A 6,162-nucleotide genomic window follows, 5' to 3' on the forward strand; every position below is an offset into this window, starting at 1 on the left:
GGGCCGAGTCAACCACGCGTTCCGGGCCGATGCAGCCGCACCAGCTCGAACCGCTCGTCGCCTCCGGCGACGTCCCGCTCGAGCACCTGGCCGTAGCCGCGGACGTAGAGCTTGGTCGACAGCACGTGCGGCTCCAGCCGGGACCACTCGAAGGTGCGGACCGCGTGCCGCGAGGTCACGCCCGGCGTCCGCACGTGGGCCCCGCGCTGCACGACCCACGCCTGGTCCTCGGCGTCGCCGCGGCGGTACTCCTGGCGGTACGCCGCGGCGGGGTGCGGGTGCGCCGGCATGATGATGCCGGGGACCGCCCCGTCCCGGCCGGCCTCCCAGGAGCCCTCGCGGTCGATGACGCTGCCGTCGCGGCGGTACGTCGCGGTCCGCTCGCCGAGGTACCAGACCCGGCCGGCGTGGTCGGCGGCGTACCAGTCGTGGGTCCGCTCGGCGACGCTGCCGTCGGCGCGGCGGATCACGTCGAGCACGACGGTGGCCCGGATCCCGCCGACCATCCGGTGCCGGTGGGTGACGGTCGTGCGTTGGGTGTAGCGGTGGCCGTCCTCGGTGCCCCGGATCCGCCATCCGGTGCCGGGGCGGAGGGGGAACCACGGGTTGGCGTGCGGGTCGCGGAAGCTCGCCGGGTCGGGGCCGGCGCCGCCGCCGCTCGCGGCCGCGGGCACGGCCGCGAGCAGGCCCGCGACGAGCGTGGTGGCGAGGAGTGCCTGTCCGGTTCGGTGCGTGCTCATGGGTCGAGCCTGCGCCGGGCCCGCTGAACCTGCCCTGAACGCGGCCGCCGCCGCGCGGGACTGCGGTCAGGCGCGGGGGAGCCGGACGGCGAAGCTCGCGCCCGCTGCGGGCGTCCCGACGACGATCTCGCCGCCGAGCGACCGGGCGACCCGCTGCGCGATGCCCAGCCCCAGGCCGGTGCCGCCGCTGCCGGACGCGCCGACGTCGAAGACGCGCTCGCGCATCCGGGCGTCGATGCCGGGCCCGTCGTCGTCGATGCTGATCTCGACGGCGTGCGGGAGGTCCGTGGCGCGGATCCGGATGGTCGAACCCGCGTGGGCGATCGCGTTGTCGAGCACGGGCGCGACGGCACGCAGCACCAGGGTGCGCGGTCCGGCGATCCGGGCGCTCGAGCCGCCGATGTCCTCGACGAGGTCGAGCCCGGCCGGCACCGACTGCCGGAGCGCGTCGACGACGTCCCTGGCCCGGCAGGTCGCCGAGGCGGCGGCCGCGGACGGGTCGCGGGCGACGTCGACGAGGGTGGTGATCACCTCGGCCATGGCCCGGGCGGCCCGGGAGATCTCGACCAGGTCGGCGCGGGTCGCGTCGTCGGCGCCGCCGCGCAGGAGCGCGAGGTCGGCCGAGCCCTGGACGGCGGTCAGCGGCGTGCGGAGCTCGTGGGCGAGCTCGGAGGTGAGCCGCTGCTCGGACCGGATCGCCATCGCGACCCGGTCGAGCAGCCGGTCGAGCGTCTCGCCGAGCTGGCCGAGCTCGTCGTGCGCCGGGCCGAGGTCGAAGCGGTGGGCGAGGTCGTGCTCGCTCCACTCCGCGGCTCGCTCGGCCATCTGGGTGACCGGGGCGAGCGCCTGCGTGGTGACCCGGCGGGCGATGACCGCGGCGAGGCCGACGACCAGCAGCCCGATGGCGATCGTGGCGGCCAGGGCGTCGGCCTCGGCGCGCTCGTAGGGCGACGTGTCCTGGCTGACGACGACGACGCCGCGCTGGCCGTGCGCGGTCGTGAACGGCTCGGCGAGGAGCCGGATCCGCTCGCCCACCTCGACGGTGGTCGGCGCGGGGGCGGTCGCCAGGTCGTCCGCCGCGTCGCGGGCCTCCTGCTCGATGGAGCCCGCGACCGGATGGCCGTGGTCGTCGTACACGCGGACGCCGGGCTCGATCGCGTCCGCCGGCACGTCGAGCCCGGTGCCACCCGGCGTGGACCGGGCGTCGGCCACGGCGATGACGGCGTCGGCGCGCTCCGCGAGCACGCGGTCGATGTCGCGCTGGGCGGTGTAGGAGAGGAGCATCTGGATGCCGATACCGACGCCGACCATCACCGCCGCCATCAGGGCGACCGTCGAGGCGACGATCCGGCCTCGGAAGGAGGACGGTCGCAGGCGACGGAGCGGGAGCCGGGTCACCGCAGCGTGAGCCCGACGCCTCGGACGGTGTGGAGGCGGACCGGCGAGCCGACCTCGTCGAGCTTGACCCGGAGCCGGCGTACGTAGGAGTCGATGGTGTTCTCGCTGACCGCGGCCCCGTCCGGCCAGGCCGCGGCGACGAGCGCGCGGCGCCGGACGACCTCGCCGGGACGGGAGGTGACGGCGGCGAGCATCCGGAACTCGGTCGGGGTCAGCAGGACCTGGCGGTCCCCGCAGACCAGGGCGTGCCGGGCCGGGTCGAGCACCAGGTCGCCGGGTGAGTCGGCGGTGACGACCCGGCCGCGCCTGGCCAGCGCCTCGATGCGGGCGACCAGCTCCTTCACGTCGAACGGCTTGGGCAGGTAGTCGTCGGCTCCGGCGCTGAACCCCGCGAGCCGGTCGTGCACCGCGCCGAGGGCGGTCAGGAAGAGGACGGGGGCCGGCTGGCCGGCCGACCGCAGGGCCATGCAGACGTCGCGTCCGTCGGCGTCGGGCAGCCCGATGTCGAGGATGATCGCGGCCAGCGAGTCGTCCGCGGCGAACAGCGCCAGCGCCTCGCGACCGTCGTGCGCCGCGACGCCGACGTGGCCGGCGTGGTCCAGCGCCGCCAGCACCACCCGCCGGATCGCCGGGTCGTCCTCACACACTCCGATGCGCGCCATCGTGTCCTCCCGTCGTCTCGAGGATGCCCGACGAACCTGCAAGGAACATGAACGGCGTCCGGCGGCCGCGGCGCGGCGGCGGATCGGTTGTTACCGTGCCGGATGACGCTGCACGAACGGGTGCGGTCGGGGTACCGGCGGTGAGCCCGTTCCAGCAACCCGAGAGGTGATCCCGATATCCCGTGCCCTCCGCGCCGCGGTCGTCGGCGTCGTCGCGGCCCTCCTGGTCGCCGCGCTCGCCGGCTCCGGATCGGCAGCCCTGCCGGGCGCCGACGCGTCGGCCGTCGCGCGGGCCGGCCGCCCGCACGTGACGAAGCTGCTGGTCTTCATGGTCGAGAACCACTCGCTGCAGCAGATGCGGAGCGAGATGCCGTGGCTGAACCGGCTCGCGGGCCGCTACGGCTACGCCCGCCGGTACCACGGGCTGACCCATCCGTCGCTGCCGAACTACCTCGGCATCGCCGGCGGGGACACGTTCGGCGTCACCGACGACGATCCGCCGTCCGCGCACCCGATCCGGGCGGCGAGCGTCTTCGGGAGCGCGATCCGGGCGGGCCGGACCGCGACGACGTACGCCGAGGGGATGACCTCGCGGTGCCAGCTGGACAACGGCGGCCGGTACCTCGTCCGGCACAACCCGTGGACCTACTTCCGGTCCGAGCGCCGGCTGTGCCGTCGGCACGACGTCCCGCTCAGCAGGCTGCGGGGCGACGTCGGCTCGGGGAGCCTGCCCCGGGTCGGGCTGGTGGTGCCCGACGCCTGCCACGACGGCCACGACTGCTCCCTCGCGACCGCGGACATCTGGCTGCGCCGCCAGGTGGGGCGGGTGCTCCGCGGGCCCGACTTCGCGTCCGGTCACCTGGCGGTCGTCGTGACCGCGGACGAGGACGACGGCGACCACGGGAACCGCGTCCTCACGGTGGTCGCCCACCCCCGCGTGCACCACGTGGTGGTCCGGCGCAGCCTGACGCACTACTCGCTGTCGCGCGCCTACGCCGAGGTCGCGGGGACCGCGCCGCTGCGGCACGCCGCGACGTCGCGCTCCCTGCTCCGGGCGTTCGGCCTGCGCTGAGGCCCGGGCGCCGGTCGCCTGCCCCCGGCGTACCGTCAGGTCACGTTCAGCGGACGCTCAGCGCGGGACTGCGAGGGTGACGGCGTGCGGATTCTGGTGGTCGAGGACGACAAGCAGCTCGCGGCCGCCCTGCGCCGCGGGCTCGAGTCCGAGGGGTACGCCGTCGACGTCGCCCTGACCGGGACCGACGGCGAGTGGTTCGCGGCGGAGAACGCCTACGACGCCATGGTCGTGGACGTGATGCTGCCCGGCCTCGCCGGCGACGTCCTGTGCGCCCGGCGCCGCGACGGCGGCGACTGGACGCCGATCCTGATGCTGACCGCCCGCAGCGGTCCCGAGCAGGAGGCGCGCGCCCTCGACGCCGGCGCCGACGACTTCCTGGCCAAGCCGTTCTCGTTCATGGTGCTCACCGCCCGGCTGCGGGCCCTGCTGCGCCGGGGGAGCCGGGAGCGGCCGACCGTCCTGGAGGTCGGGGACCTCCGGCTCGATCCCGCCGGCCACCGGGTCTGGCGCGGGGACACGGCCGTCGCCCTGACGCCGCGGCAGTTCTCGCTCCTGGAGTTCCTGATGCGGCACCCCGACCAGGTCCAGTCCAAGGCGACGATCCTCGAGCACGTCTGGGACTTCGCCTACGACGGGCACCCGAACATCGTCGAGGTGTACGTGCGCCAGCTGCGGCAGCGCATCGACGAGCCGTTCGGCCGGGCGTCGCTGCAGACCGTGCGGCTGGTCGGCTACCGGGTCGTCGACGACCGGGGGGAGCCGGGGGCATGAGGCGGCCGAGCCTGCGCACCCGCGCGACGCTGCTGGGCACCCTCACCGCCGCGGTGCTGCTGACGGTCGGCTCGGTGCTGCTCGTCTCGACCCTGGAGAACCGGCTCACGGACGGGTCCGACCGGCTCTCCCGGTCGCGCGTGGAGGACCTGCTCGCGCTGGCGCGCACCGGTGACCTGCCGGCGACGCTGCGCAACGTCGACGACAACGGGGTCGCCCAGGTCGTCGCCGGCGACACGGTCGTCGCCGCCTCCCCGAACATCGCCGGCGACCCGCCGATCGCGGACCTCCGGGCGGGGGCGCGTCCCGCGACGAGCACGTTCGACGCGCCCGACGACCGCGAGAACGAGACCTACCGCGTCTGGTACGCCGCCGGGCCGAGCCCGGACGGGCCGGTCACCGTGTACGTGGGGAACAGCCTCGAGGCCGTGTCCGAGGCGTCGGCCGCGCTGCGGCACGCGCTGTGGGTCGGCGTCCCGGTGGTGGTGCTCCTGCTCGGCGGGGTGCTGTGGCTCCTGCTCGGGCGGACCATCGGCCGCCTCGACCGGATCCGCGCGGAGGTCGACCGGATCTCGGAGCAGAACCTGCACCGCCGGGTGGCCGGCGACGGTGTCGACGACGAGGTGGGGCGGCTGGCGGCCACGATGAACGCCATGCTCGAGCGGCTCGACGTCGCCGCCCGGCGGCAGCGCGACTTCGTCGCCGACGTCTCCCACGACCTGCAGAGCCCGCTGGCCGCGCAGCGGGTGGCGCTGGAGGTGGCGCTCGCCGCTCCCGCCACCGTCCACGCGGAGGTCCTGCGGGCCGACGTGCTGGGCGCGACCGCCACCCTCGAGCGGCTGGTCGCCGACCTCGTGGTCCTCGCGTCGACGGACGCCGCCACCCGGACCGTGCCGTCGCTGATCGACCTCGACGGTCTGGTGCTCGAGGAGGCCGCGCGGGCACGGACGGTCGCCGCCGTGGAGATCGACACCTCCGCGGTCTCCGCCGCCCCGGCGTACGCCAACGCCGACGACGTGCGCCGCGCGGTGCGCAACCTGCTCGACAACGCCGTCGCCCACGCCCGGTCGAGGGTCTCGCTCGCCGTCGGCCCGAGCGGCGCGTGGGCGGAGCTGCTGGTCAGCGACGACGGCCCCGGGGTGCCGGACGAGCACCGGGAGCGGATCTTCGACCGGTTCTACCGAGCCGAGCCGGACCGGTCGCGGCCGGGCAGCGGCCTCGGGCTCTCGATCGCCCGGGCGCTGACCGAGCGCAACGGCGGCCGGGTCGACCTGGTGCCGGCCGACCACGGCGCGACCCTGCGCCTGGTGCTGCCGCCGGGACCGGGCTGACCGGAGGGGGTCAGAAGCCCCGCGAGCCCCCGCCTCCGGAGCCCCCGCGCCCGCCGCCACCGCCGCCGAAGCCGCGCGAGCCACCGCCGCCACCGAAGCCACGGCCCCCGCCACCACCGAAGCCGCCGCCCCCACCGAAGCCGCCGCTCCCGCCGCCACCGAAGAACGACGAGCCGCCCCCCGAC

General features: G+C 76.0%; 6 protein-coding genes. 3 read left to right on the forward strand and 3 right to left on the reverse strand.

Annotated features, from left to right (window positions below; all coding sequences use genetic code 11):
• Positions 1-8: 8 nt before the first annotated feature.
• From ABD086_RS24085 to ABD086_RS24095, 3 genes are all read right to left on the reverse strand, one after another.
• Positions 9-740: a hypothetical protein gene (locus ABD086_RS24085; RefSeq protein WP_343911020.1), complete on the reverse strand. Its 732-nt coding sequence runs from the start codon at positions 738-740 to the stop codon at positions 9-11.
• Between the two features lie 66 nt (positions 741-806).
• Entirely contained in the window at positions 807-2,063 is a 1,257-nt protein-coding gene (locus ABD086_RS24090) for a sensor histidine kinase (RefSeq protein WP_343911022.1), read from the reverse strand.
• Between the two features lie 71 nt (positions 2,064-2,134).
• On the reverse strand, positions 2,135-2,800 hold the full coding sequence (locus ABD086_RS24095) for a response regulator transcription factor (RefSeq protein ID WP_343911024.1): 666 nt from the start codon (positions 2,798-2,800) through the stop codon (positions 2,135-2,137).
• 166 nt (positions 2,801-2,966) lie between these two features.
• Between ABD086_RS24095 and ABD086_RS24100 the strand changes: the two genes are divergently transcribed.
• The 3 genes from ABD086_RS24100 to ABD086_RS24110 all read left to right on the forward strand — a co-directional run bounded on the left by ABD086_RS24100 (position 2,967) and on the right by ABD086_RS24110 (position 5,977).
• Positions 2,967-3,872, forward strand: coding sequence for an alkaline phosphatase family protein (locus tag ABD086_RS24100; protein ID WP_343911026.1), 906 nt, complete (start codon positions 2,967-2,969; stop codon positions 3,870-3,872).
• Between the two features lie 84 nt (positions 3,873-3,956).
• Positions 3,957-4,646 (forward strand): response regulator transcription factor, encoded by a 690-nt coding sequence (locus ABD086_RS24105; RefSeq protein WP_343911027.1) that lies wholly within the window; start codon positions 3,957-3,959, stop codon positions 4,644-4,646.
• Positions 4,643-5,977, forward strand: coding sequence for a HAMP domain-containing sensor histidine kinase (locus ABD086_RS24110; protein ID WP_343911028.1), 1,335 nt, complete (start codon positions 4,643-4,645; stop codon positions 5,975-5,977). The genes ABD086_RS24105 and ABD086_RS24110 overlap by 4 nt, the downstream gene beginning before the upstream one ends.
• Positions 5,978-6,162 lie beyond the last annotated feature (185 nt).

The organism is Nocardioides aquiterrae (genome assembly GCF_039526625.1).
Taxonomy (GTDB): Bacteria; Actinomycetota; Actinomycetes; order Propionibacteriales; family Nocardioidaceae; genus Nocardioides; species Nocardioides aquiterrae.

Excerpts from the sequence above, each read along its gene's own strand:
- ABD086_RS24085 (WP_343911020.1), bottom strand. The coding sequence starts at position 740 with ATGAGCACGCACCGAACCGGACAGGCACTCCTCGCCACCACGCTCGTC.
- ABD086_RS24110 (WP_343911028.1), top strand. The coding sequence starts at position 4,643 with ATGAGGCGGCCGAGCCTGCGCACCCGCGCGACGCTGCTGGGCACCCTC.
- ABD086_RS24090 (WP_343911022.1), bottom strand. The coding sequence starts at position 2,063 with ATGGCGGCGGTGATGGTCGGCGTCGGTATCGGCATCCAGATGCTCCTC.
- ABD086_RS24095 (WP_343911024.1), bottom strand. The coding sequence starts at position 2,800 with ATGGCGCGCATCGGAGTGTGTGAGGACGACCCGGCGATCCGGCGGGTG.